Below are 25,032 nucleotides of genomic sequence, written 5' to 3'. Positions count from 1 at the left end.
ATGACCAAAAGCGCCGACACGCACTGCCCTTACTGCGCCTTGCAGTGCGCCATGACGCTCAAGTCCCCGGCGGCTCCGGCCGCAACGGGCCTGGCCCCGGCTGTGCAGCCGGGGCCAGCCCCCGTGCCGGCAGGGCCGGGGCTCGAGAGGCCCGCCCTTGAGGTGAACGGACGTGACTTCCCCACCAACCGCGGCGGCCTCTGCCGCAAGGGCTGGACGTCCGCTTCGCTCCTGCAGCACCCCGGACGCGTCACCGAGCCCATGTTCAAAGGGCCCGACGGCGTCTTCCGCCCCATCTCCTGGGACGAGGCCCTGGAGCGCGTCACCGCCGCTGTCAAGGACGCCCGCACCAAGTACGGCGCGGACTCCGTGGGCGTCTTCGGCGGCGGCGGCCTCACCAACGAAAAGGCGTACCAGCTGGGCAAGTTCGCCCGCCTTGCGCTGGGCACCTCGCGGATCGACTACAACGGCCGGTTCTGCATGTCGTCCGCGGCTGCCGCAGGCATGCGGGCGTTCGGCCTCGACCGCGGGCTTCCCTTTCCGCTTGAGGCACTGGACACGGCCAGCACCATCCTGATGCTCGGCTCCAACGTCGCCGAGACCATGCCGCCGTTCGTCCAGCACCTGCAGGGCGTCCGCGACGCCGGCGGCCTTATCGTGGTGGACCCGCGGCGTTCAGCCACCGCCGCGTTCACCGCCAACAACGGCGGACTCCACCTGCAGCCCCTTCCCGGCACCGACCTCACGCTCCTGCTGGGCCTCTCCCACGTGGTGATCCATGAGGGCCTTCTCGACACCGACTACATCCAGTCGCGCACCACCGGCTTCGACGCCGTGGTCCGGTCCGTCAACGCCTACTGGCCGGAGCGGGTCCAGTCCATCACCGGCGTGCCCGCCGAGCTCATCCGCGAAACAGCCCGGCGGCTGGCCAGCGGTGCCCGCCAGGGCGGCAGCTACATCCTCACCGGGCGCGGCGTGGAGCAGCACGTGGACGGCACGGACACCGCCACAGCGGCCATCAACCTCAGCCTCCTGCTGGGCCTGCCCGGCAGTGCGCGCAGCGGCTACGGCACGCTCACGGGCCAGGGCAACGGCCAGGGCGGCCGCGAGCACGGCCAGAAGGCCGACCAGCTGCCGGGCTACCGCAAGATCACCGACCCCGCCGCCCGCGCGCACATGGCGAAAGTCTGGGGCGTGGATGAGTCCCTCATCCCGGGCCCCGGCCTGCCGGCCGTGCAGCTGCTCAAGTCACTGGGACAGCCCGACGGCGTCCGCTGCCTTTTCGTGCACGCCTCCAACGTTGCCGTCGCCTCGCCGGACGCCAACGCCGTCATTCGCGGGCTCCGCAGCCTGGACTTCCTGGTGGTCTGCGACTTCTTCATGTCCGAGACCGCCGCCGAGGCCGACCTTGTCCTGCCGGTGCTGCAATGGGCCGAGGAGGAAGGCACGCTGACCAACCTCGAAGGCCGCGTCCTCCGCCGCCGCCAGGCGATCCAGCCGCCGGCCGGTGCCCGCAGCGAGCTGTGGATCATGGCCCGGCTGGCCGAGGCACTCGACGCACCGTCCACCTACAGCGACGACCCGGAGACGGTCTTCGAGGAGCTGCGCCTGGCATCCGCCGGCGGGGCGGCCGACTACTCCGGCATCGACTACGCCATGCTGGACGGCGGAGCAGCCGCGTACTGGCCCTACCCCGCCGGCAGCACCGGAACCCCGCGCATGTTCCTGGACAGCTTTGCCCACGCCGACGGCAAGGCGGTCATGACCCCGGTGGCGCCGCGCCGCCGTCGTGATCCCCTGCCGAATCCGGACCCGGCAGCCAAGCCCATGACCCTCATTACGGGCCGCCTGCTGGAGCACTACCAGTCGGGCGCCCAGACGCGGCGGGTGGCCGAGCTCCTGGCCTCGCAGCCCGAAGCCAGGGTACAGATCCACCCGGCTGCCGCCGCGGCCATGGGCATCACGGACGGGGCGGAGGTCTCGGTGACGAACGAGCGCGGCGAAGTGGTCTGCCGGGCCGAACTGAGCACGGCCATCCGGCCCGAAACCGTCTTCCTGCCGTTCCACTTCCCCGAACTGGAAAGCGCGAACCGGCTGACGGAAGCGGCCACGGATCCCATCTCGGGGATGCCCGAATTCAAGTTCAACAAGGTGTGGGTCCGGCTGGCAGCAGCGGCCACCCCCGCCACCAGTCTTCTTCAAACAGCGGAGGCCTCATGAGCGAGCAGATTGTAATTGTCGGATTTGGGCCGGTGGCCGCGCGGCTGGTCGACGAACTGCTGCCGTCACTGCGTGCGGGGCAGGTGGGGCTGACGGTCATCGGCCAGGAAGCCGAGGCCGCGTACAACCGGGTGCTCGTAGCCGACCTCGGTGTCGGCCGCACCACCCCCGAGGCGCTGGCCCTCGCCGACGCCGCGGCGCTGGTGGCCGACGGCGTGGACGTCCGGCTGGGCGTGAAGGTCCGGCGCGTGGACCGTGCCCGGCAGTCCGTCATCCTCTCCGACGGCAGCTCCGCCCACTACGACCGGCTGGTCTTGGCCACCGGTTCCCGGCCCGTGATCCCCAACCTCACGGGCCTGAACCCCGACCCTGCCGCGCCCGTCCTCCCCCCGGGTGTCACCGCGCTCCGCGACCTCCGCGACGCCGAGGTGCTGCGCCGGGCGGTGGCAGGACGCAAGCGCGTGGTGGTGCTGGGCGGCGGCGTGCTGGGCCTCGAGACGGCCCTCGCGGCCGCGGAGGAAGGTGCCACGGTCACGGTGGTGCACAACGGACCCCACCCGCTGGGCCGGAACATCGACCGCGGCGGCGGCGCCGTGCTGGCGGCGAGCCTGCGCAACTGCGGCGTCCGGGTAGCCGGCAACGCCCGTTCCACGGGCATTGAGCACAAGGCTCCCGACGGCGGGTTCTCGGCTTTGCTGCTCGACGACGGATCGGCGATCGACGGCGACCTGCTGGTCCTCTCCTGCGGCGTCCGCCCGCGAATTGAGCTTGCCGAAGGCTGCGGGCTCTCCACCGGGACAGGCATCCTGGTGGACCACCGGCTGCGGGCGCACCACGAGCCGCACATCTTCGCCATCGGCGACTGCGCTGAGGTCCGCTGCCCGGATCCTGCCTGCCTCGAGTGCCGCACAGCGCGGGGACCGTCCGGCCTGGTGGGACCCGGCTGGCGGCAGGCCGAATGGCTCGCCGAATACCTTCTGCTGCTGTCCGGGGGTTCCGCCGAGGACGCCGACTCACTGCCCCCGCTCCCCCAGGAAAAGCCCGGCGTGATCGTGCTCAAGGCCCGCGGCATGAACATGGCCGTAGCCGGGGACAACTCCGCAGAGCCGTGGGACGAGGAAGTCCTGACGGCCGGCGCCGTCAATGGCAGGCCGCGGCTGCAGATCGCCCAGTGGGCGGATCCCGAGCACGGGCGCTACGTCAAGATGACCACCCGCGGCGGAGTGCTGGAAGGCCTGGTCAGCGTGGGCATGCAGCGCACTGCGGGAGAGCTGGTGCAGCTCTTCGAACGCGGCGCCGAGCTGCCCGCGGACAGGTCGCTGCTCCTGCGCCTCGACGGGCCCGACCAGCTGGCGTCTGCGGGTGCCTCCAACGACCCGGAGGCCACCGTGTGCCGCTGCGCCGGTGTGAGCGGCAGCAAGATCGCCGGCGCCGTCACCGGGGGCTGCTCCACCGTGGCCGAGGTTTCCGCCTCCACCAGGGCTGGCACCGGCTGCGGCGGCTGCCACGAAGACATCAAGGGGCTCATCGAGAAGCACTTTCAGGGGGCTGCCGCCTAAGGCCGCAGCCGGATGACCTGGCTGCCCAGATGCAGCCTGTTTGGAAGACCGCGTGGCGCGTACGGCGTTCTGCCTCGACGGAGGGGTGCGGTGGCCCTGCCAGGAGAACCCTGAGCTGCCGCGTCACACAAATCGGGCATGCCGCCCCTGGCCGGTAGCATCGGGGTCATGAATGCCGACGAAGACGACGACATCACCGAAGAACTGCTGGCCGACTCCGAAAAGCTCACCGGGCTGAGCCTGGAGCTCCTGGGCCTGGACCCGCACCCCGACGACATGACCGCCGAGCAGCGGCTCCAGTTCGATCCCGAGGATCTCGCCGCGATGGCCACTGACAGCCCCCGTGAGCGGGAGCAGTCGGTGCGCCAGACGCGGCTGCTGGCCGGCCTGCTGTGGAATTCATCCAGCATCCTCATCGACCAGCTGTTCCGCGACCTGGGCACACTGCACGAACTGGAGACGGTCACGCCCGAGGCCATCGCCGGAATGTCCGTGCTGTCCTCGCTGCCTCCGCGGTTCGCTTCCAGCTACGATGCGAAGTTCACGCAGCGGTTCATTGTGGTGGCAGCGGATGTCACCGCGTCCCTAGCCCGCGGCTGGACCGCCCCTGGCTGCCTTGCGGGGGAACTCGCGGTCCACTGCCTGCTGGACCAGGCCCGGATCACCGAGGACATCTACGAGCTGGACCTCCCCGAGGAGTGGCGGACCGTCGTTGAGGAAGTCCTGCTGGAGGACGCCGACTCGGAAACCTTGTACACGGACGGGACCGGCGAAGCGGGCACCGCCGTCGAACAGGATCTCGGAAACCTGGACATCCGGCACTGGTTCGAGCCCTTCGCGCCCGGCGACGCCGTTCCCCCGTACGCCTGCTCCTGAGTGTGGGCACAACAGCAGAGGGTCCGATGTCATCATCGGACCCTCTGCTGTTGCTGCCGGATTCTTAGCGTCCGTGTCCGGCTTCCGTGGCCGTGATGTTGAAGGAACCGTCCAGCTTCACTGTTGCCCGCGAGCCGTCGGCCTTCGTGATGTGGGCTTCGTAGACCGCACCCTCGGCGTCGGTCTCAACCCGCCGAACCGTCGCGCCGGGGTTGGCGGCCAGCACCGCGTTCCGCACCCGTGCGGCAGTGCTCCCGGTCAACAGCTGCTCGGTGATTCCGTTGGCCTGGTGGGCACCTTTGGCGTCCGCGCTGGACTGGCTGCCGTTTGTGGACGAGGCAAGGACGGGGTAGCCCATGGCAAGGTAGGCACCACCGCCCACGAGGGCCGCCACGAGGGCGGTGTTAATTGCGGCTTTTTGAACAGTGATCATGGCACGCTCCTGGCTTCCGCGGTCCGACCGTTCGGAAGAAAAATCTCCGCATAGCTGACCGCTGGTGGATCGGTCTGTCGGAGCCCGGAGCCGCCAATCCCGGGGATCGACAGTCTGAATTTTACTCAGCTCTGCCGGTGGCGACTAGGAGGATGGTGCCATTCACAGGTTGCGCGGCGGCGCCGGGTCTCGACAGGCTCGACCTGCGGACCCGGGCGGCGCCTTACATGTGCACGTGCAGACGACGTGCGGCCTCGGAGATGGAGCCGCTCAGCGATGGGTACACCGTGAAGGTGCTGGCGACGTCGTCGACGTGCAGTTTCTGCTTCACCGCGATGGAGATGGCGAAGATCAGCTCGGACGCGTTGGCGCCCACCACCACGCCGCCGATCACGGTGCCCGATCCCTTGCGGGCGAAGATCTTGACGAAGCCGTCCTTGACGTTGCGCATCTTGGCGCGGGCGTTGCTCTGCAGGGACAGCTTGATGATGTCGCCCTGGTACTTGCCGGATTCGATCTCGGCCTCGGACACGCCGACCGACGCGATCTCGGGCGAGGTGAAGATGTTGGACGCCACCTGGTGGAGCTTGATGGGGGTCACCTGGTCGCCCAGGAAGTGCGCGATCGCGATCCGGCCCTGCATGGCGGCGACGGAGGCGAGCGCCAGGACGCCGGTGCAGTCGCCGGCAGCGTAGATGTTCGGGGCGGTGGTGCGGGACACGCCGTCCACCTTGATGTGGCCGCTTTCGGTCAGCGCCACGCCGGCTTCCTCCAGCCCGATTCCTGCCGTGTTGGGAATGGAGCCCACACATACCAGGCAGTGGCTGCCGGTGACCTTGGAGCCGTCACCGAGGGTGACCACCACGCCGTCGTCGGTCCGTTCCACCGTTTCGGCCCGTGAGCGGGACAGCACCCGCACGCCGCGGCGTTCGAAGACGTCCTCCAGCACCTCGGCGGCGTCGGTGTCGGACCCCGGAAGCACGCGGTCACGGCTGGAGATCAGGGTGACCTTCGAGCCCAGGCCGTTGTAGGCGGAGGCGAACTCGGCGCCGGTCACGCCGGAGCCCACCACGATCAGTTCCTCGGGCAGTTCGTCCAGGTTGTAGATCTGCGCCCAGTTCAGGATCCGTTCGCCGTCCGGCCGTGCCGTGGGCAGCTCCCGCGGGTGCGCCCCGACCGTCAGCAGGATGGCGTCTGCCACCACGGTTTCGGTTCCGTCGGCGGTCAGGACCTCGATGGTGTGGTTGTCCACCAGCTTGCCGGAGCCGTTCAGGATGCGCACGTTCTGGTGCTCCAGGCCGGTCTGGATGTCGAGGGACTGCTGGCGGGCGAGGCCGAGCAAGCGGTCGTTGATGTGCTTGAGATCGGCGCGCATGACCGGAACGAAGTCACCGCCGTCGACGTCGAACTTGACCCCCAGCTCGCCGGCACCGCTGACGCGGGTCATCAGGTCCGACGTCGCGATCAGCGTCTTGGACGGCACGACGTCGGTCAGTACCGCGGAGCCGCCGAGACCGGCCCGCTCGATGATAGTGACAACGGCTCCCAGCGAGGCGGCCACCATGGCAGCTTCATAGCCGCCCGGACCTCCGCCGAGAATTGCGATTCGGGGGGCGCTGAAATCAGGATGCATAGTCACAAGCGACCATTCTCCCGCATCCCGCGCCCGACCACCAACCTTCCGGGCCCGGCCGGGCGGCCCGCACGGGCGCGTTTCTGCTGCCCGCACCGGTTCGCGCACGGTAGCTTGGACCGGGTGAGCACAACAGAATTCCTGGACACGGATCCCTTCGAGGCAGCGCGCACGGCTGCGGACTACATCGCGGCGGAGACCGGGGTCGCAGCGCACGACATCGCCCTGGTCCTGGGCTCAGGCTGGGCCGAGGCCGCCGACCTCATCGGCGAGACCACCGCCACGCTCGCGGCGTCGGAGGTCCCCGGCTTTTCGGCTCCCGCCGTGGAGGGGCACGTGGGCACCATCCGGTCCGTGCTGACGCGGGAAGGCAAGCGCGCACTGGTTCTTGGGGCGCGCACCCACTACTACGAGGGCAAGGGGGTCCGGGCCGTTGCCCACGGCGTGCGCACCGCCGCCGCCGCCGGCTGCCGGACCCTGGTGATCACCAACGGCTGCGGCGGGCTCAACGAAGACTGGGCACCCGGCACCCCCGTGCTCATCAAGGATCACATCAACCTCACCGCGACGTCCCCGCTCGAGGGTGCCACCTTCGTGGACCTGACAGACCTGTACTCCTCCCGGATCCGGAACCTGGCCCGCGAGGTGGATCCGTCCCTGGACGAAGGTGTTTACGCCCAGTTCACCGGCCCGCATTACGAGACGCCGGCCGAGGTGCAGTACGCCAAGCGGGTCGGCGCGGACCTGGTGGGCATGTCGACGGCGCTGGAAGCCATCGCTGCCCGGCACGCCGGCATGGAGGTCTTCGGCATCTCGCTGGTCACCAACCTCGCGGCCGGCATCAGCCCCACTCCGCTGAGCCATGAGGAAGTGCTCGAAGCCGGACACGCTGCCGGGCCGCGCATCTCCAAGCTCCTGGCGGAAATCATCGGCCGGCTCTAACCGCAACGCGGGAGCCCACTCAGCGCCCGCTGCGGGCTTCGGAAGGGGCGCTAGGTGACCCCGCGTTTGTCGACGGCGAGGAGTTGGGCGAGCGCGTCGGCACGCGCCTTGGGAAAGCGCCGTTCGAGGGACTGTGCGATGCCTGCCACGGTCTGCCGCGCGAGTTCGGTGCGCCACGCCAGCTCCGCCTGGCGCATGGACTGCGAAATGACGCAGCTCCGGAGGTAGTCCTCGTCGGCATCGCCGCCGGGGCAGTTCGCCAGGATGCCGTCGCAGCGGAATGCCAGGTCCCGGCCTTCGATGGCCAGCACCACGTCCAGCACCGAGATCCGGTCAGCGCGGCGCGCCAGCTGGAACCCTCCTTTGGGGCCGGACACGGACTGCAGGACGCCTGCCCGCACCAGGCACTGAAGCTGCTTGTTCAGGTACGCCGGCGGCAGTTTGTACAGCTCCGCAAGCCGGCCGCTGCTGATCGGTTCCCCGCCGGGCGTCCACGCCAAGTTGACGCAGCAGTGGAGGGCCCACTCCACCCCCTGGTTCAACTTCACAACCCAGACGCTACGTGTCCAGAATTTTCGCTGTCAAGAAGCGTTTCCGCCGCTCTTAACCGGCCGGGTTATGACGCGTCCGCGGCCCTGCCCGGCACCGCTGCGCCGCACTTTGACGATAGTTTGGTTCCCATGACGTCTTCCGAAGCCGATCAGCAGCTGCTCAACGACGCCCGTGCCTGGGCCGCCCAGGATCCGGATCCGCGCACCGCGGCAACGCTGACCGAGCTCGTGAAGCTCACCGAAGCCGGCACACCCGCCGCTCGGCAGGACCTCGAAGACAGCTTCCGGGGAACGCTGCAGTTCGGAACGGCCGGCCTGCGCGCCGCCCTGGGACCAGGGCCCAACCGGATGAACCGCGTCGTGGTCCGCCGCGCAGCGGCGGGCTTCGCCCAATTCCTGCTCCGGGCGGTGGCGGAAGCTTCGCCCGGCACCCGGCCACGCGCCGTCGTCGGCTATGACGCCCGCTACAACTCAGACATCTTCGCGGCGGAGACGGCGGCGGTGTTCACCGCGGCCGGAATCGAGACATTCCTCATGCCGGCAGCCCTGCCGACGCCGCTGCTGGCCTATGCGGTCCGGACTTTGGATTGCGACGGCGGGGTGATGGTCACAGCCAGCCACAACCCTCCGCAGGACAACGGCTACAAGGTGTACCTCGGCCGGCATGCCGTGGAGGAAAGTGGCCGGGGGGCGCAGATCGTGGCGCCGGACGACGCCCGGATCGCCGCCGAGATCAGCAGCGTGGGCGACCTTGCCTCGATCCCCCTGGCCCCGGACGGCTGGACGGTCCTGGACGCCGGGATCGTCCAGGACTACCAGGCCGCCACGGCAGGGCTGGCCGACCGCGGGCTCTTCCCGGCCCGGGACCTGAAGATCGTCCTGACACCGCTGCACGGCGTGGGCGGCACCACTGCTGTTTCCGTCCTCGAGGCGGCCGGGTTCACAGACGTGACGCTGGTCAGTGAGCAGGCCGAGCCCGATCCGGACTTCCCCACCGTCAGTTTCCCCAACCCCGAGGAACCCGGCGCCCTGGATCTGGCCCTCGGGACGGCGATGCAGGTGGCTGCGGACATTGTCCTGGCCAACGACCCCGACGCCGACCGTGCCGCGGTGGCCGCCAAGGACCCGGACACCGGTGCGTGGCGGATGCTGCGGGGCGATGAGGTGGGCGCCCTGCTGGGAGCGCATGTCGTGGCGCGGCTGGCCGCCTCCAGGCTGGCTGGTTCCGGCACGGACGCCCCTGGCTCCGACGCCCCCGGCGCGGATGGTTCCGGAGCAGCCTCGGGCGGCGGCGTGTTCGCCAATTCGGTTGTTTCCTCGCGGCTGCTTTCCCGCATCGCCGCCGCAGCCGGGTACGCGCATGTGGAGACGCTCACCGGGTTCAAGTGGATCTCCCGGGTGCCGGGCCTCGCCTACGGCTATGAGGAGGCACTCGGCTACTGCGTTGCGCCGGATCTGGTCCGCGACAAGGACGGGCTGTCCGCCGCGGTGCTGATCGCGGAACTCGCGGCCGCCGCCAAGGCGGAGGGCAAGACGATCTTCGACACCCTGGACGAGCTGTACCTGGTCCACGGGCTCCACGCGAGTGACCAGCTGAACATCCGCGTGGGTGACCTCGGCCTGCTGGACGCCATGATGAACCGGCTGCGCGTGAACCCGCCCGAATCGTTTGGCGGTTCGGCCGTGGAGTCGTTCGTGGATCTGGCCGAAGGCAGCGAACACCTGCCTCCGACCGACGGGCTGCTATATGTGACCCGGGACCTAAGCCGCGTGATCATCCGGCCGAGCGGCACGGAGCCCAAGCTCAAGTGCTACCTCGAGGTCATCCAAAGCGTTGGCTCGGCCGCTGAACTGCCCGAGGCCCGGCTGGCGGCCAGGGCAGCGCTGGACCGCGTGCTGACCGACGTGCGCGAGGCGCTGGGACTCTAAGCGGTTCGCGGCTGGGCCGCCAGGAAAGCTTTAGAGCTCAACCTCAATGAAGCCGTCCACGATGCGCGTGCTGAAGACGGCAAGGCGCAGATCCGCGTTGCCGAAGCATTCGCCGGTCTCGAGGTCGTAAACCTCCTTGTGCAGCGGCGAAGCGATGGTGGGGCGCGTGCCGCGTGATCCGAGGATGCCGCGTGCCATGACGTAGGCGCCGGTGGCCGGGTCCTCCTGGGCGACGGCGAAAACCTCACGGGGGGCGGTGCGGAACAGGGCCACCTGCCGGCCGGCCACGAGTGCCGCTTCGCCCCAGGCGAGTTCCAGGTCCTCCACCGCGCAGACGCGGTGCCAGCCTGCTGCATATCCGGTGGCGAGATCCTCAAGTTCCAGTGTTGCCGTCATGTCCGGCTCCTCTCCCTTTGCGTGCTTTCCGGCGGCGGGCCGGTCCTACAAGGCGTGTGATTCCGCCTGCTTTTGCCGCCGCTGCGGCCGTATACCAAAGCTAGGACCCAGGTGTTTCGACGGGGTGCAGTCAATGTGTCAAGAACGTAAAAGACACCTCACATGGCGTGAAACAAACCCGTGATGCAGAAGTTAAGTTCACGAAACAAATGGGAAACTGAAGCGAAACTGCGTCTCCCTAGGCTGAATGCACAAGCTGCAGAGCACCGTCTGCGGCCCATGCGAAAGGCCCACAGTGACCGAACAGACTTCAACCCCATCGACTCCGCGCCGCATTGTGGTCGCCGGCGGCGGCCCTGCAGCCCACCGTTTTGCGGACGCCATGCATGCCCGCGGCCTCGAGGGCTGGCAGGTAACTGTTCTGACCGAGGAAGCCCACCTGCCCTATGACCGCGTTGCACTGAGCAAGGCCCTCACGGACAGCACCGTAGACCTGACGCTGGGTACGGCTTCCATGTGGGACCACGAGTCACTCACCCTGCAGACCGGCGAGCGCGTGGTGAAGATCGACACCGCAGGCAAGTCCGTTGAAACCGCGGCCGGCAACACCTATGAATACGACGAACTGGTGGTTGCCACCGGTTCGGATGCCGCCCGGCTCCCGCTGCCCGGCGCCGAGCGCGTGCACGTCTACCGCACCCTCGAGGATGTCTGGGCCATCAACAAGTCCATCGCCGAACTCACCGAAAAGCTCGGCCGCAAGGTCAACGCCGTGACCATCGGCGGCGGCCTCCTCGGCCTCGAATCCGCGGCCGGCACCGAACAGCTCGGCGCCATCCCCGTTGTCATCAACGGCGCGCCGTGGCTCATGAACACCCAGCTCGACGAAGGCGCCGGGCAGGCGCTGGGACGCCTTATCGAGGCGAAGGGCTTCGAAGTCCACGGCGGCGTGTTCCCGTCCGAAATCCAGGCGGACGACGACGGCCAGGTCACCGGGGTGCTGATGGCCGACGGCCGCATCATTCCGGCCGACATCGTCATCGTGGCGATCGGCGTCAAGCCGCGCGATGAGCTCTTCCGCGCCGCAGAAGGCGAAGAGTCCCTGTTTGACCTGGGCCCCCGCGGCGGCGTGGTGATCAACGACTTCTGCGCCACCCAGGTGCCCGGCATCTGGGCCATCGGCGAGGTCGCCAACTTCGAAGGCATGTGCCTGGGCCTGGTGGCCCCGGCCAACACGATGGCCGAGATCGTCGCCGACCGGCTGCACGGCGGCGAGGCCACCTTCCCCGGTTTCGACACCGCCACCAAGCTCAAGCTTTCCGGCGTGGACGTGGCCAGCTTTGGCGACGCGTTCGCCAAGACGGAACATGCCCTCGAAATTGTCTACGCAGACCCCGCCCGCGGCGTCTACCAGAAGATCGTCACCACCGACGACGCCAAGACCCTCCTCGGCGGCATCTTCGTTGGCGATGCAGCCCCCTACACCAGCCTCCGCCCGCTCCTGGGCCGCGAGCTCCCCGCGGAACCCGGCGCCTATCTGACGGCGGCCGGCGGCGGCGAAGCCCCCGAGACCGAACTGCCGGACGACGCCACCCTGTGCTCCTGCAACAACGTGACCGCCGGAACCATCCGCGACGCCATCAACGGCTGCGGCGCCTGCGACGGCAACGCCCCCGTCCAGGAACTGGGCGAGCTCAAGGGATGCACCCGCGCCGGAACCCAGTGTGGTTCCTGCGTGCCGATGCTGAAGAAGCTGCTGGAAACCGAACTGACCAAGTCCGGCGTCGAGGTTTCCAAGGCGCTGTGCGAGCACATCCAACTGTCCCGCCAGGAACTGTTCGACGCCATCCGCGTCCTGGAACTGACCTCCTTCGAAGAGATTATGGCCAAGTACGGCACCGGCGCAGGCTGCGACATCTGCAAGCCGACCATCGCCAACATCCTCGCCAGCCAGAACAGCAACTACGTCCTGGACGCAGGCCGCGGCACCCTGCAGGACACCAACGACCGCGCCCTGGCCAACATGCAGAAGGACGGCACCTACTCGGTGGTCCCCCGCATCGCCGGCGGCGAGATCACCCCGAAGAAGCTCGGCGTCATCGCCGCCGTCGCCGAAAAGTACAACCTGTACACCAAGATCACCGGCGGCCAGCGCATCGACATGTTCGGTGCCCGGCTGGAGCAGCTGCCCGAAATCTGGAAGGAGCTGGTGGACGCCGGTTTCGAGTCCGGCCAGGCCTACGGCAAGAGCCTGCGCACGGTGAAGTCCTGCGTCGGTTCCACCTGGTGCCGGTTCGGCGTCCAGGACTCGGTGGCCATGGCCATCCAGCTGGAGCTCCGTTACCGCGGCCTCCGCAGCCCGCACAAGCTCAAGATGGGCGTCTCCGGCTGCGCCCGCGAGTGTGCCGAGGCCCGCGGCAAGGACGTCGGGGTGATCGCCACCGCTGACGGCTGGAACCTGTACGTCGGCGGCAACGGCGGCGCCACCCCGGCCCACGCCCAGCTGCTGGCCAAGGACCTGGACGACGAGACGCTGATCAAGTACATCGACCGCTACTTCATGTATTACATCCGCACCGCCGACCGCCTGCAGCGCACCGCGCGCTGGCAGGAGGAGCTCGACGGCGGCATCAAGCACGTCGAGGACGTGGTGGTCAAGGACACCCTGGGCATCGCCGAGGACCTCGAGGCAGCCATGGCCAAGCACGTCGACACGTACATCGACGAGTGGGCAGACACCCTGAAGGACCCCGAGCGCCTGCGCCGGTTCCGCTCCTTCGTCAACGCCCCCGACCAGAAGGACGACTCCATCACCTTCGTCCCGGACGAGCGCGGCCAGATGCGCCCGGCCACGGCTGAGGAAAAGGCGCTGGCCGCCCGGCAGCCCGTGCTGGTCGGGGCTTCCATCCCGATGCGGCCCTCCGCGCCGGACCTGCTTGACGAGAACGAGGTATAGGCATGCAGCTCAGCATTGATCTCACCGGCCGCGATGTCCTGGTCACCGGCTCTGATGTCGCCGCCCGCCAGGCCGTCCGCCGCTACGAGGCAGCCGGCGCCGTCGTCTCCCGCCTCAGCACCCCGCAGGGCGCCGGGCACGACGGCCCGCTGCCCGAGCGCCCGTTCCTGGTCGCCGCCGTCGACGACGGCCAGCCCGGCTGGGAACAGCTGCTGGACCGCTGCCGTGCCGCCGGCATTCCGGTGGCGGCCGAACCGGCCGCCGGCCGGGCCGGGCACGTCACGCTGGTTGGCGGCGGCCCGGGCACCGGCGAGCTGCTGACCGTTGCGGCCGTCAAGGCCCTGCGCGATGCCGACGTCGTGTTCTACGACCGGCTGGCCCCGTACCAGGGGCTGGCGTCCCTCACCTCCGCCGAACTGGTCGACGTCGGAAAGCGCCCGGGACACCACAAGGTGAGCCAGGGCGACATCGAGAAGCTCATGGTCGCCTCCGCGCTGGAAGGCAACAACGTGGTGCGGCTCAAGGGCGGCGACCCGTACGTCTTTGGCCGCGGCGGCGAGGAAGTTGCGTCCTGCGTGGCCGCCGGCGTCCCCGTCCGCGTCATTTCCGGTGTCACCAGCGCCATCTCCGTGCCGGCTGCCGCCGGCATCCCCGTGACGCACCGTGAAGTCAGCCACATGTTCACGGTGGTGTCCGGCCACGCGCCGCTCACCGAGAAGGAACTCACGCACCTTGCCGGCCTGGGCGGAACCATCGTGGTGCTGATGGGCATCGGCACGCTGCACCACCTCGCCGCCGGCCTGCGCCGCGCCGGGATGCGCACCGACATGCCCATGGCTGTGGTGGAGCGCGGCTACCGGCCCGGCCAGAAGACCACCATCGCGGAACTCGGCAACATCACCACTGCGGCCGCCGGCTGCAGCAACCCCGCCGTCCTGGTGATCGGCGAGGTGGTGCGGGTGGCTGAAGCCAACCGCGGGCATGCCGAGGCCGCGGCGGAACTCGACCGCCTGGCGGCCTCGCTGCTGGGTTCGTGATAGGCATGAACGCAATGAATGCACTCGCCCCCACCGAAACAGCCCGCACCGAAACCCCGCCCGCTGGGACAGCATCCGCCGAAACCGCTCCGGAGGCGGCTGCCGAGGCCCCGCTGGAGGGTTTCCGGATCGGCGTGACCTCCCACCGCCGTTCGCGGGACCTCATCGAGGCCCTGGAACGCCGCGGCGCCGAGGTCCTGCATGCCCCGGCCCTGAAGATCGCCCCGGTGAACGAGGACATCAGCCTCATCGAGGACACCAAGGCGATCATCGCAGCCAAACCCGACCTCTGCATCGCCACCACGGCCTACGGCATGCGCCGCTGGTGCGAGGCGGCGGATGCGTCGGGCATCGGCGAGCAGCTGCTGGAAACCCTGGGCGCCTGCCGGATGTTCGTCCGCGGACCCAAAGCCCGCGGCGCCGTGCGCGCGGCCGGCCTGGCCGACGTCGGAATCAGCAGTGACGAAACCACCGCGACCCTGGTGGACATGCTGCTGGCCGAGGGCGTGCGCGGCAAGACCGTGGCCGTGCAGCTGCATGGCTACACGGACGTCCGCCAGCTGGAGCGGCTGCGCATGTCCGGCGCCACGGTCCTGACCGTGACCCCGTACCGCTGGGTCAAGCCCGACGGCGCCGACCGCCTCCCCCGCCTGATCGAGGCTGCGTGCAGCGGCAACCTGGACGTCCTGACGTTCACCAGTGCCCCCGCCGTGGATGCGATGTGGAGCACGGCCCACGAGATGGGGCTGTACAAGCAGCTCGTGGAGAGTCTCAAAACCACCGTGACGACCGCCGTCGTAGGTCCCGTGACCGCGCAGCCGCTGCTGGACGCGGGCATCACCCCCCTGGTGCCCGAGCGGTTCCGGATGGGCGCGCTGATCAGGCTGGTGTGCGAGCACCTCGCGCTGAACCATGTGCGCCGCCTGGACACGCGGTCCGGAAAGGTGGAACTGCGCGGCCGTTCGCTGCGGATCGACGGCGAGCCGGTGGAGATCGCCCCGGCGCCGCTCCTGCTGCTGCGCGCGCTCCTGGGCGCCGGCGGCGCAGTCCTGTCCCGGGAGTCGCTCTCCGAACTCCTGGAACTGCGCGGCTCGGTGCACGCCCTGGACATGACGGTCAGCCGGCTCCGCTCGTCCCTGCCGGACGGCAAGCTCGTGGAAACCGTGGTGAAGCGCGGCTACCGCATCCGCGTCTAACCCTTTCACCGCAACGGGGGCCCACGCCCGCAGGGTTCCCTGGCCGAGCTTGCGAGGCTAGGGTGCGGGTGGGAAGGGTCACTTAGCGCCCAATAAGGCCCTCCCATTGGGCGCCAAGTGACCCCGCGTTGCCTTGTTAGCATGCTTGCGCCGCGGTGTGACCCACGGCATTACCAGTCAGTAAATACTGGCGAACGGGCAGAGAATAACAGGCAACACCCGGGAAACACCCCGGAAAAACCGGACGCCTACGCTGGGGTTCATCAAGCACACCGGCCGCACGATGGCCACCAGCGAAAGGGCCTGCACATGTCCGCACCGGCATTGTCCCCCACCTCCGGCACCTCCCTCTCGGCGGCAGCCGCCTCCGCCAGCGCCACTCCTTCCGCGAAGATCGTCATCGCCGGGGCAGGCCCGGCCGCCCAGGCGCTCGTGGCCCAGCTCGCCAAAGCCCGATTCTCCGGCACAGTCACCGTGCTGAGCAGCCGCGACGACGCCCCCGACGACCTGCTGGAGCTGGCGGCCCTGCCGTTCGTCTCCGTACGCTTCGGCCAGCCCGCCAGCCACATCGACGCCGCGGCCAAGGTGGTCACCACCGCCGACGGCATGGAATTCAGTTACGACGAGCTGGTCATCGCCACGGGCTCGGCCCCCGTGGATTCGCCGGTGGACGGCTCCGGTCGCTGCCTCAGCTACTCCACCATCGACGACGCCGCCAAGATCGGCCACGCCGTCAAGGAAGTCACCCGCGTCCTGGGCCGCAGGCCGCTGGGTATCCTGGTGGGCACCGGTCCCGCCGCCGGACAGGCCGAAGCGGTGCTCCGCGCCCGCGGCGTCCGTCCCGTGCGCACCACCGCCCGGCCCGCCGCCGTGGTGCCCACGCTTGCCGGTTCCGTGCTGCCGGCCGCCGGCATCGTGTTCGAGGACGGCAGCCGCATGAGCGGCGACCTCGTGGTCCTCGCCGAGGACCGCACGCCCCGGGACAGCCTGGCCGCCGCCGCCGGCGTGAAGACGGCAGCGTCCGGCGGGATCGTCGTCGGCCGCGACTTCCGCTCCTCCGTGCCGGGCATCTGGGCCATCGGGGATGCCGCAGCGTTCGACGGCGTGCGGCTGGGTCTGCTGGTGGCGTCCGGATCCGCCGCAGGCGCCTGCGCGGCGGAGCTCATGACGGCGCTTTCCCGAGGGCAACTGGCCACGGCTGCGTAGCTGTCCCGCTGTGGCAGGATGGTTCGAAACGGCACCGCGATCCCGGGGTGCCGTCGGCCAGAGGCCCGTGGAAAGGACCAGCATGAGCAACGAAGCCAGCCCCGGAACGGGCACCGCGACCAGCCCCGCAGGATCGCCCGGCGAACGTGCCGGGGAGGGCACCGGGGCGCCGGGCATCGCTGCCTACATCGACCACACGCTGCTGAAGCCGGAGGCCAGCGAGGCGGACATCCTCAAGGTGTGTGCCGAGGCCGCCGAGTACAGGTTCAAGTCCGTGTGTGTGAACCCGCTGTGGGTCAAGACGGTCAAGACTGCCCTCAGGGGCACGGGCGTGCTCACGTGCTCCGTGGTGGGTTTCCCGTTGGGCGCCACGCCCAGCGACGTCAAGGCGTTCGAGGCGCGCGGGGCCGTGCTGGACGGTGCCGATGAAGTGGACATGGTCATCGACATCGCTGCCGCCAGGGCCTCGGACAAGGGCGCCCTGGTGGACGACATCAGGGCCGTGGCCGAGGCCGTGCACTCTGAAGAGGCGATCCTCAAGGTCATCATCGAGACCGGCCTGCTCAGCGATGACCAGAAGGTCCTGGCGTGTGAAGCGGCCGTGGAGGCCGGGGCCGACTTCGTCAAGACCTCCACGGGCTTCAACGGCGGCGGTGCCACCGTCGAAGACGTCGCTCTTCTGCGGCGCACCGTGGGCCCGGACCTGGGTGTCAAGGCCTCCGGCGGCGTGCGGTCCCTCCAGGACGCACAGGCTATGATTGCTGCAGGCGCAACACGTATTGGCGCCAGCTCCGGTATTGCAATCGTCAAAGGCGAACAGGGTTCGTCTGCGTACTGACCGGCGGCAGCCACAGTTTGAGCCCCGCGGGGCCGAGGAGGAATGAATGTCCAGCAAGATTGACCAGCAGGTAAAGACGCCCCAGAACGAGAACCCGCTGGCCGGCAGCATCGTTCTGTTCGTGGTGATCATGGCCCTGTTCCTGGGTGCCATCTACTCGCTGTCCTTCCTGACGCTGGGCAACCCGTGGCCGATGGCCGTGTGCCTTGGCCTCTTCGCCCTGGCGTTCTGGATCCCGCAGACCATCACCGGCCGCTCGGATTCAGCCGGCGAGTACTAACCCCAACGCAGACTTAAAGACTGAAGCCCCGGAAATTATCCGGGGCTTCAGTCTTTAAGTCTCAATCACGGCAGTCCCAGCAGGCTGCTGGCCAGCCGGCCGGCCAGGGCCAGGGCTGCCGGGAAATGCGTACCGGCGAGCGACCAGGCCGCCAGGCACATCCCCACCATCGCGTAGCCGCTCACCGGGATCAGCACCAGCCACTCCCGCCGCGACCCGGCCCGGCCCAGCAGCGGGATGGAGAAGGCGCCGTTGGGCCGCCAGAAATTCCGCAGCACCCACAGCCGGCGCAGGAACCTTGGCGGCTTGATCACCAGCGGCCAGAGGAGCGGCACACCTCCGGTGGTCACCATGTCACCCACGATGTGGACCACGACGCCGATCAGCATGGACATGGGCAGCCAGGTCCACTGGTGCGGCGCGAACCAGGTCACCAGCCCGGCCATGACAAGCGCGAAGACCCAGTTGGTGATCCACCCCGACTTCGGAAACAGCTTCAGCGCCTTCGCGGCGATGTTGATCATGAACATGCACAGCAGCCCGGCGCCGACGGACAGCACACCCCACGGCGTGTCCACCTGGACCTGCGCGGCAACCGCGGCGAGCAGCACGAACATGGCCGCCCCCAGCACCGAGTGCGTGCCCTGCCGGTGGCCGCCGCTGGCATTCTCGATGCCCACGGCGATCATGTTGGACAGCGGCGGCAGCGAGTGCGCCACGGTGCTGGAGCGGTGGTCCCAGTCGCACACCAGGGCTGTGCCCGCCGTCGCCATGCCGCCGATCAGCACGCCGGTGGGGTCCAGCGGATACCAGCCCAAGGTGTACGGCCCCGTCGCGGCAACGGCCACCCACGCCGCGGCTCCCGACGCGGCGTGGTGTCCTCCCATCACGGCTAGCCCTTCGAGGCTTCGAGCGGAACCGGAGCGTCCGCGAAGATGTTGCGGATGACGCCGTCGGCCCATTCCAGGATTTCCGCGTCCTGCAGGTCGCGGCCGCCGATCCTTGCCGTTTTCGGCTTGGGGATGAGCACGGCGTCGAGGGCAGGCTTGGACTGCGAGCCCGGGTACATGCGGTTGAGGCGCATGGTCTTGGACTCGGGCAGCTGCGCCGGGGAGAACCGGATGAAGTTGCCCTGCAGGGCGACGTCGGACAGCCCGGCTTCGCGGGCCCCCACCCGGAAGCGCGCGACGGCGACCAGGTTCTGTGCGGGCAGCGGCGGCTCGCCGTAGCGGTCCACGAGCTCGGCGAGGACCTCGTCGATGGCTTCGTTGGTCACGGCGGACGCCAGCTTCCGGTAGGCCTCCAACCGCAGCCGCTCCCCCGGGACGTAGTCGTGCGGCAGGTGGGCGTTGACGGGCAGCTCGATCTTCATCTCGGCGGCCTTCTCCTCCGCTTCACCGCGGTACTCGGCCACGGCCTCGCCCACCAAGCGGATGTAGAGGTCGAAGCCGACGCCCTGGATGTGGCCTGACTGCTCGCCGCCCAGCAGGTTGCCGGCGCCTCGGATTTCCAGGTCCTTCATGGCCAGCTGCATTCCCGCGCCGAGCTCGTTGTGGGTGGCCACGGCCTTCAGCCGCTCCAGCGCCACCTCGCCCAGGGGTTTCTCGGAGGGGTAGAGGAAGTAGGCGTAGGCGCGTTCGCGTCCGCGGCCCACGCGGCCGCGCAGCTGGTGGAGCTGCGACAGGCCGTACTTGTCCGCGCCGTCCACGATCAGCGTGTTGGCGTTGGAGATGTCCAGGCCGGTTTCGATGATGGTGGTGCACACGAGGACGTCGAAGCGCTTCTCCCAGAAGTCCACGATGATCTGCTCCAGCCGGCTCTCGGACATCTTGCCGTGTGCCACCTCGACCCTGGCCTCGGGAACGAGTTCGCGGATCTTGGCCGCGGTCCTTTCGATCGTGGAGACGCGGTTGTGGACGAAGAACACCTGGCCCTCGCGCATCAGCTCGCGGCGGATGGCGGCCGAGGTCTGCTTGTCCGTGTACGGCCCCACATAGGTGAGCACCGGGTGGCGTTCCTCCGGCGGGGTGGCCAGGGTGGACGTTTCGCGGATGCCGGTCAGCGACATTTCCAACGTACGCGGGATCGGGGTGGCACTCATGGCCAGGACGTCCACGTTGGTGCGCATCTTCTTCAGCGCTTCCTTGTGCTCGACGCCGAAGCGCTGCTCCTCGTCCACGATCACCAGGCCGAGGTCCTTGAACTCAAAGTCCTTGGACAGCAGCCGGTGCGTGCCAATGACCACGTCGACGGACCCGTTCTTCACGCCCTCGGCCGTTTCCTTGGCTTCCTTGGACGCCTGGAACCGGGACAGCGGCTTCACCCGGAGCGGGAAGCCTGAGAACCGCTCGGTGAACGTCTCGTAGTGCTGCTGGGCGAGCAGGGTGGTGGGCACCAGCACCGCCACCTGCTTGCCGTCCTGCACGGCCTTAAAGGCGGCGCGGACGGCGATCTCGGTCTTGCCGTAGCCGACGTCGCCGGAGACCAGCCGGTCCATGGGGATCTCGCGCTCCATGTCCGCCTTGACCTCGTTGATGGTGGTGAGCTGGTCCGGTGTCTCCACATACGGGAAGGCCTCCTCCAGCTCGCGCTGCCACGGCGTGTCCGGGGCGAAGGCATGGCCGCGCGAGGCCATCCGGGCCGAGTAGAGCCGGATGAGCTCGCCGGCGATCTCCTTGACGGCCCGGCGCGCCTTGGACTTGGTGCTGGCCCAGTCCGCGCCGCCCATCTTGCTGAGCACGGGCGTGTCGCCGCCGACGTAGCGGGTCACCTGGTCCAGCTGGTCGGTGGGGACGAACAGCCTGTCCCCCGGCGCCCCGCGTTTGGAGGGCGCATATTCCAGCACGAGGTACTCGCGCACGCCGTCGCTGCCGCCGGCCACCTTGCGCTGGAGGAGTTCCACAAACCGGCCGATGCCGTGCTGTTCGTGGACCACATGGTCGCCCGCCACCAGCTGCAGCGGATCCACGGCGTTCCGGCGCTTGGACGGCATCCGGCGCATGTCCTTCGTGGAGCTTGCGGAAGTGCGGCCCAGCAGGTCAGCCTCGGTCAGGAGACCGAGTTTCAGTCCGTCCAGGACAAAACCGCGTCCGACGGCGGCAGTCGTCACCTCGATGATCCCCGCCTGGGGTTCGTGGTCCAGTGTGTCCACCCGGGCACAGGGGATGTCCGCGTCGTGGAACAGTTCGGCCAGGCGCTGCGCCGGGCCCGGGCCTTCGGTGGCCACGACGATCCGCCACTGGTCCCGCACGTGCGAGCCGATAAAGTCCATCATCTCCGCCACGTCACCCTGGTAGCCGCGCGGTTCGCGGGCGTGGAGGTTGAGCACGTCGATGTCCGGCGTCAGTTCCTCGTCCGTGGCCAGCGACGTGATGGACCACCAGGACACCTCGTTCCCGAGCGCCGCTGTGCGGGTCTCGGCCAGGGAACGGAAGCTGGCGGAGTGCAGGGCCGCCGAGGCCTGCGAGCTGAGGTCCAGCGGCGCGGTTCCGCCGTCGGACGCCGTGGACCACGCTGCCTCCAGGAACTCCTCGTTGGTGGCCGCGAGGTCGTGCGCACGGGTGCGGACCTTCTCGGGTTCGATGACCACCGAAATGGACCCCGCGGGCAGCTGTTCCATGAACGGGACCATGGCGTCCACCAGGACGGGCGCCAGGGATTCCATGCCTTCCACGGCTATGCCGCCGGCGATCTTCTCCAGCATGTCGGCGGCGGCGGGGAGCTGGGGCTTCATCGTGGCAGCCCTGGACATAACCGAGGGGGTGATGAGGATTTCGCGGCACGGCGGGGCGTGCAGTTCGGTGGGGTGGTGCACGCCGGGTGCGGACAGCGAGCGCTGGTCGGCGACGGCGAACCAGCGCATCTGGTCCACCTCGTCGCCGGAGAACTCCACCCGGACGGGGTGGTCCTCGGTGGGCGGGAACACGTCCAGGATGCCGCCGCGGACGGCGAATTCGCCGCGGTGCGTGACCATGTCCACGCGGGAGTAGGCGGCGGCCGCGAGGTTCCGGATCACGTCATTGAACGGGACCTCCTGGCCCACCTTCAGGGTCACCGGCACCAGTTCCCCCAGGCCGGCCACGATCGGCTGGACCACGGCGCGGACGGGGGCCACCACCACGCGCAGGGGACCCGCTGCGTTTTCCGGGTGCGCTGCATCTGAGGGGTGGGCTGACTCTTCGGGGTGGGCGAGGCGCCGCAGGACCGACAGGCGGCGGCCCACGGTGTCCGACCGCGGGGAGAGCCGCTCGTGCGGGAGGGTTTCCCAGCTGGGGAACTCGGCCACGGCGTTGGCCGGCAGGTAGGCGCGGAGCGCGGCGGCCAGGTCCTCGGCCTCGCGGCCGGTCGCGGTGACGGCCAGGACAACACCCGGCGCGGCATGATCAGCGCTGGCGTTTCCGTCGCCCGCAGCGTTCAGCAGGCCGTCCGCCATCTCGGCGAGGAGCACCGGCCGCAGGCCTGCCGGGGCGCTGATCTGGTAGTCCTCGCTGCGGATGCTGAAGCTCCGCGCGGCCTCGGCCTGCACCCGGGCGAACGTCTTGTCCGTGTGAAGGACGCGGCGCAGGCCGTTGAGTGGCAGCCCGTTCAGGGACTGGCCATCGGAGGGCTGGCCGGTGGGGCGCTGGCCTTTGGGGTTCATGGGCAGGAACTCCTGGAATCTCATTCGAACGCAGGCAACACGAAAAGCCGAGATTCTTGCGAATGCCGGGGCTCCCAGCCTACCCCTGCAGGCATGGACGCGGCATCCGGGTCCGGAATGCCGCATTGCTAAGCTTGCTGAGCAGGTGAATTCAGCACAGCCCAATTGTCCGGCACAGCACGACGTCCAGCACAGCCATGACGCCGCCCCAAGGAGACTCCCGTGAGCGACCAGACCGGAAAGAACAGCAGCGGAAATGACAGGAGCGCCGGCAAGACGGTGCTTGTCACGGGCGCCACCGGGTACATCGGCGGCCGGGTGGTCCCCCGCCTGCTCGACGCCGGCCACCGCGTCAAGGTGCTGGTCAGATCCCCGGAGAAAATCGCCGGCGTGCCGTGGTTCGACGACGTCGAGGTGGTCAAAAGCAGCCTGGACGACTCCGCGGCCCTGGAGGAAGCCCTGCAGGGCGTGGACGTGCTGTATTACCTGGTCCACTCCATGGCGGCAGGCTCCGGATTCGAAGCCAAGGAAAAGGCCATGGCCGAGCTCGTGTCCGGCGCCGCCGCGGCAGCCTCCGTCCGGCGGATCGTTTACCTGGGCGGCCTGCACCCGCGCAACACGGCACTGTCAACGCACATGCGCTCCCGTGAAGCGGTGGGCGAAGTATTCCTGTCCGGTCCGGTGGACGCCATCGTGTTCCAGGCCGGTGTGGTGATCGGCTCCGGCTCCGCGTCGTTCGAAATGATCCGCCACCTCGCCGAAACCCTGCCCCTGATGCCGGCGCCCAGCTGGGTCCGCAACCGGATCGAAGCCATCGCCGTCCGCGACGTGCTCCACTACCTCGTCGGGGCGGCATCCCTGGCGGAACCACTCAACCGCACCTTCGACATCGGCTCCCGGGATGTCCTGACGTACGCCGGCATGATGAAGGAATATGCGGCAGAGGCGGGCCTGCCGCCGCGCCCGGTCCTGGCATTGCCGGTGCCGGCGCCCAGACTGGCCGGATTATGGGTGGCCCTGGTGACCCCGATTCCGCTGTCCATGTCCGTGCCGCTCGTCCAGTCCCTGCAGCACGACGCGGTTTCCGCCGAACACGACATCGACAACTACATCAAACAGCCCGACGGCGGCCTGACCGGCTACCGCAGGGCCGTCGCCCTGGCACTCGGCAAGGAACGTGACGGCCAGGTCGAAACCACCTGGGCCAGCGCCGGTGCCGACGCCGACCCGCTGCCGAGCGATCCCGGCTGGGCCGGGCACCGGGTGTACGTCGACGAACGGACCTTTGCCAGCGACGTGGATCCGTCGCACGTGTGGACCGTCATCGAGGGGATCGGCGGCCGCAACGGCTGGTACTCGCTCCCGCTGGCGTGGAGCGTCCGCGGCTGGCTGGACAAGCTCTCGGGCGGAGCGGGCCTGCTCCGCGGCAGGCGGCACCCGCACCATCTGGTGTCCGGTGAGGTGGTGGACTGGTGGCGCGTGGAACGGATTGAGCGCGGCCATTTGCTCCGGCTGCGGGCCGAAATGCGCGCCCCGGGGCGCGCCTGGCTGGAGCTCTCCGTGGAGCCCGACGGAACCGGAAGCCGGTACCGCCAGCGTGCGATTTTCTTCCCCAAAGGACTCAGCGGGCGGCTCTACTGGCTTGCCGTTCTGCCGTTCCACAGCATCATCTTCCCGGCCATGTCCCGCAACATTACCGCGGCGGCCCGGCGGCTGTCCGCCGAGGAGAAATCCGGCGTCGCAGAGCACGGTGCCGGACGTCCCGGTGCCGGGGAAGCACGGCCAACCCCGTAGGATGTGGTGAGCAAAAAGCGTTCTGACCCCACAACGACGGAGGATCAATGGCACTGAGTGCTTCCACCACCCTTCCCCACGGCGTCGACAGCGTCACCGCAGTCTTCGCGAACGAGGACTTCCAGCGCCACACCAGCGAGTTCGTCGGCGGCAGCCTCGAGTCCTTCACGGTGGCGGGCGACATCGCCGGAGAGTTCAGCACCACATCCGTGCGCACGCTTCCCACGACGCGTCTGCCGGAAATCGCCCGCAAGTTTGTCGGCGAGAGCCTGAAGGTGACCCAGGTCGAAAACTGGGAGGCCCCGGCCGCCGACGGTTCGCGCCAGAGCACCATCTCCCTGAAGATCGCCGGCGCGCCGATCGACGTGTCCGCGGTCCAGCGTCTCGTTGCCGACGGCGGCAGCACGCGGGTTGAACTCGAAGGCAACGTCACGTCCTCCGTGCCGTTCCTGGGCGGCAAGATCGCCGACGCCGCCGAGCCCATGGTGGGCAAGGCACTGAACATCCAGTCGCAGCAGGCCCAGGCCTGGCTCGAAAGCCACTAGTC

At 69.0% G+C, this 25,032-nt stretch carries 19 protein-coding genes; 13 read left to right on the top strand and 6 right to left on the bottom strand.

The genetic code is table 11. The features are described 5' to 3' along the window. The 3 genes from ACFVTE_RS10470 (at position 1) to ACFVTE_RS10460 (ending at position 4,655) form a co-directional block, all read left to right on the top strand. Positions 1 to 2,220: a molybdopterin oxidoreductase family protein gene (locus ACFVTE_RS10470; RefSeq protein ID WP_387099990.1), complete on the top strand. Its 2,220-nt coding sequence runs from the start codon at positions 1 to 3 to the stop codon at positions 2,218 to 2,220. Next, the gene (locus tag ACFVTE_RS10465) at positions 2,217 to 3,779 is read left to right on the top strand and encodes an FAD-dependent oxidoreductase (protein WP_387099987.1); all 1,563 of its coding nucleotides are present in this window, start codon (positions 2,217 to 2,219) and stop codon (positions 3,777 to 3,779) included. The genes ACFVTE_RS10470 and ACFVTE_RS10465 overlap by 4 nt, the downstream gene beginning before the upstream one ends. Before the next feature lie 168 nt (positions 3,780 to 3,947). Beyond that, positions 3,948 to 4,655, top strand: a complete 708-nt coding sequence (locus ACFVTE_RS10460; RefSeq protein WP_387099984.1) for a hypothetical protein — start codon at positions 3,948 to 3,950, stop codon at positions 4,653 to 4,655. A 64-nt stretch (positions 4,656 to 4,719) separates the two neighbouring features. Here the strand turns inward: ACFVTE_RS10460 and ACFVTE_RS10455 are convergent, their stop codons facing one another. Both ACFVTE_RS10455 and ACFVTE_RS10450 read right to left on the bottom strand, forming a co-directional pair. Beyond that, on the bottom strand, positions 4,720 to 5,088 hold the full coding sequence (locus ACFVTE_RS10455) for a hypothetical protein (protein ID WP_387099981.1): 369 nt from the start codon (positions 5,086 to 5,088) through the stop codon (positions 4,720 to 4,722). Between the two features lie 223 nt (positions 5,089 to 5,311). Continuing rightward, positions 5,312 to 6,727 carry an NAD(P)H-quinone dehydrogenase gene (locus ACFVTE_RS10450; RefSeq protein WP_387099978.1) on the bottom strand — a complete coding sequence of 472 codons (1,416 nt, stop codon included), beginning with the start codon at positions 6,725 to 6,727 and terminating at the stop codon, positions 5,312 to 5,314. A gap of 117 nt (positions 6,728 to 6,844) precedes the next feature. Here ACFVTE_RS10450 and ACFVTE_RS10445 point away from each other — a divergent pair, with 117 nt between their 5' ends. Next, positions 6,845 to 7,663, top strand: a complete 819-nt coding sequence (locus ACFVTE_RS10445; protein WP_387099975.1) for a purine-nucleoside phosphorylase — start codon at positions 6,845 to 6,847, stop codon at positions 7,661 to 7,663. Between the two features lie 50 nt (positions 7,664 to 7,713). On the opposite strand, the gene ACFVTE_RS10440 is transcribed toward ACFVTE_RS10445, so the two are convergent. Further along, complete coding sequence (locus ACFVTE_RS10440) at positions 7,714 to 8,211, bottom strand: RrF2 family transcriptional regulator (protein WP_387099972.1); 498 nt, start codon at positions 8,209 to 8,211, stop codon at positions 7,714 to 7,716. 132 nt (positions 8,212 to 8,343) lie between these two features. On the opposite strand from ACFVTE_RS10440, the gene ACFVTE_RS10435 reads away from it, so the two are divergent. Continuing rightward, positions 8,344 to 10,143, top strand: coding sequence for a phospho-sugar mutase (locus ACFVTE_RS10435; RefSeq protein WP_387099969.1), 1,800 nt, complete (start codon positions 8,344 to 8,346; stop codon positions 10,141 to 10,143). Positions 10,144 to 10,173: 30 nt separating this feature from the next. On the opposite strand, the gene nirD is transcribed toward ACFVTE_RS10435, so the two are convergent. Next, complete coding sequence (gene nirD / locus ACFVTE_RS10430) at positions 10,174 to 10,539, bottom strand: nitrite reductase small subunit NirD (protein WP_387099966.1); 366 nt, start codon at positions 10,537 to 10,539, stop codon at positions 10,174 to 10,176. A gap of 295 nt (positions 10,540 to 10,834) precedes the next feature. Here nirD and nirB point away from each other — a divergent pair, with 295 nt between their 5' ends. The 6 genes from nirB to ACFVTE_RS10400 all read left to right on the top strand — a co-directional run bounded on the left by nirB (position 10,835) and on the right by ACFVTE_RS10400 (position 18,052). Beyond that, entirely contained in the window at positions 10,835 to 13,495 is a 2,661-nt protein-coding gene (nirB, locus tag ACFVTE_RS10425) for a nitrite reductase large subunit NirB (RefSeq protein ID WP_387099963.1), read from the top strand. A gap of 2 nt (positions 13,496 to 13,497) precedes the next feature. Then, complete coding sequence (gene cobA / locus ACFVTE_RS10420; protein ID WP_387099961.1) at positions 13,498 to 14,532, top strand: uroporphyrinogen-III C-methyltransferase; 1,035 nt, start codon at positions 13,498 to 13,500, stop codon at positions 14,530 to 14,532. A gap of 14 nt (positions 14,533 to 14,546) precedes the next feature. Beyond that, the gene (locus ACFVTE_RS10415; protein ID WP_387100507.1) at positions 14,547 to 15,728 is read left to right on the top strand and encodes a uroporphyrinogen-III synthase; all 1,182 of its coding nucleotides are present in this window, start codon (positions 14,547 to 14,549) and stop codon (positions 15,726 to 15,728) included. A 309-nt stretch (positions 15,729 to 16,037) separates the two neighbouring features. Further along, positions 16,038 to 16,934 (top strand): FAD-dependent oxidoreductase, encoded by an 897-nt coding sequence (locus ACFVTE_RS10410; protein WP_387099958.1) that lies wholly within the window; start codon positions 16,038 to 16,040, stop codon positions 16,932 to 16,934. Positions 16,935 to 17,016: 82 nt separating this feature from the next. Beyond that, positions 17,017 to 17,772: a deoxyribose-phosphate aldolase gene (deoC, locus tag ACFVTE_RS10405; protein WP_387099955.1), complete on the top strand. Its 756-nt coding sequence runs from the start codon at positions 17,017 to 17,019 to the stop codon at positions 17,770 to 17,772. 46 nt (positions 17,773 to 17,818) lie between these two features. Continuing rightward, positions 17,819 to 18,052: a hypothetical protein gene (locus tag ACFVTE_RS10400; RefSeq protein ID WP_377950014.1), complete on the top strand. Its 234-nt coding sequence runs from the start codon at positions 17,819 to 17,821 to the stop codon at positions 18,050 to 18,052. A gap of 65 nt (positions 18,053 to 18,117) precedes the next feature. On the opposite strand, the gene ACFVTE_RS10395 is transcribed toward ACFVTE_RS10400, so the two are convergent. Then, on the bottom strand, positions 18,118 to 18,939 hold the full coding sequence (locus ACFVTE_RS10395) for a metal-dependent hydrolase (RefSeq protein ID WP_387099952.1): 822 nt from the start codon (positions 18,937 to 18,939) through the stop codon (positions 18,118 to 18,120). Between the two features lie 5 nt (positions 18,940 to 18,944). Beyond that, positions 18,945 to 22,691, bottom strand: a complete 3,747-nt coding sequence (gene mfd / locus ACFVTE_RS10390; protein ID WP_387099950.1) for a transcription-repair coupling factor — start codon at positions 22,689 to 22,691, stop codon at positions 18,945 to 18,947. 222 nt (positions 22,692 to 22,913) lie between these two features. Here mfd and ACFVTE_RS10385 point away from each other — a divergent pair, with 222 nt between their 5' ends. Both ACFVTE_RS10385 and ACFVTE_RS10380 read left to right on the top strand, forming a co-directional pair. Then, complete coding sequence (locus tag ACFVTE_RS10385; protein ID WP_387099947.1) at positions 22,914 to 24,485, top strand: SDR family oxidoreductase; 1,572 nt, start codon at positions 22,914 to 22,916, stop codon at positions 24,483 to 24,485. A 47-nt stretch (positions 24,486 to 24,532) separates the two neighbouring features. Further along, positions 24,533 to 25,030 carry a DUF2505 domain-containing protein gene (locus ACFVTE_RS10380; RefSeq protein ID WP_387099945.1) on the top strand — a complete coding sequence of 166 codons (498 nt, stop codon included), beginning with the start codon at positions 24,533 to 24,535 and terminating at the stop codon, positions 25,028 to 25,030. Positions 25,031 to 25,032 lie beyond the last annotated feature (2 nt).

Source organism: Arthrobacter sp. NPDC058097, from assembly GCF_042884885.1.
GTDB lineage: Bacteria > Actinomycetota > Actinomycetes > Actinomycetales > Micrococcaceae > Arthrobacter.
This window is presented reverse-complemented; position numbering and strand designations above follow the sequence as displayed.